This is a genomic window from Protofrankia sp. CiP1_Cm_nod3, from assembly GCF_982290655.1.
Genome location: NZ_CEVIVD010000059.1, coordinates 8047 through 9371 on the forward strand (window position 1 = coordinate 8047; position 1325 = coordinate 9371).

Genomic DNA, 1325 nt, shown 5'->3' on the forward strand with positions numbered 1-1325 from the left:
CCCCGCCGCTGCCGCTGTCCCTGGCGTAAGCGGCATCACCCGTTCGATGTCGATGCCAACCGCGCCATCGGGATGCACGACCGCCACCGCGAGGAACGCCGTGTGCGCCACGGCGGCCCGCGGGGGTGTGGCCGGCACGCCGTCACGTACCGGCAGCCGGTCGATCACCGGGCGTCCGGAGCCCTCGTCCGACACGCCGATCTCGATGCCCCACACGTCGGTGGCGCCGTTGTCCCACAGCCAGTGGCGGACGGCGTCCTTCACGGCGATCCGTCCGAGCAGCCACTCCCGCGCGGCCCTGGGATGCTTCGCCGCCAGGACGGCGCGCTCGTCGGTGTCGAGGTGGTAGCGCGTGACGAGCTCGCGGGAGGCGGTGTCCGCCCAGTGCTCCCGGGCGAGCACCCAGCCGCCGGCGGCCCGTTCGGCGACGGCGTTGCGCGCCGGCCGCAGCAGCATCGCCCACATCAGCTCGTCCTGGGAGAACCGGCGGTCGGTCCAGCCCTCGACACGCGCCCACACCGTGCCGTCCGCGGCGCGTAGCTCCAGATCGGCGGTGATGGCGCTGTCCCGGACATCCCGTATCCACACCGTGCAGGTCAGCCGCTCCCCCACGGCCGGGTGCGGGCCGAAGAAACGCACGCCGCGCAGGGCCGAGGGCAGCAGCAGCCAGTCCGCGGCGAGATGCTCCCGCGGCCAGTAGCCGAACAGCTGGCCCGCGGCGTCGAGCAGCGCACCGGGCGCGCTCGTCACGACGAGCTCCCCCTGGACGCCCCCGGGGGAGACCGGCCCGGCCGTGACCAGCCCCTGGTAGCCGGGGCCGTGGAACAGCCGTCCGGCACGGTAGATCGACGGCCCGTCCACCAGCGTGTCGTCACACGGCTCGGGCAGGGGCTCCGCCGACGGCGCCGGCCCCGGCGGGAAGGCGTCGGCGAGGATGACCGTGCCGTGCGCGTACCCGTCGATGCTCACCCGCACCGCGCTCCTGCCCGCTCCCGGCGGGCCCTGCCCGGCCGCGGCCGGCAGGACGGTCGTGGTGATGGTCACCTCGACCGCCGGCTCGATCGCCAGCCAGCGCAGGGCCCGGACGTCGGTGACGCCGACGACGACACGGCCGGGCACGGCCGCCCGCGCCTGGCCGATCATCATCTCCAGCACGGTGGTCATCGGGATCACCGGGAACCTGTCGGCGAGGTGCGGCCACCCCGGCGGCTGCCGGTAGAAACAGTGATCGATGATGTACGGCATCGTCTCGATCGACAGCGTGCGCCGCGTCCGCCGGACGTCCCGCCCGCCCGGCGCTACCGCCGGCCCCGCCGCCCCGGCCG

1 protein-coding gene is annotated in these 1325 nt (G+C 75.2%); it reads right to left on the bottom strand.

What is annotated here, in order from left to right; genetic code table 11:
- On the bottom strand, positions 1–1164 hold a 1164-nt coding region (locus AC5LUJ_RS13275; protein ID WP_493465015.1), incomplete at its 3' end, for a polyketide synthase dehydratase domain-containing protein.
- Positions 1165–1325: the final 161 nt, after the last annotated feature.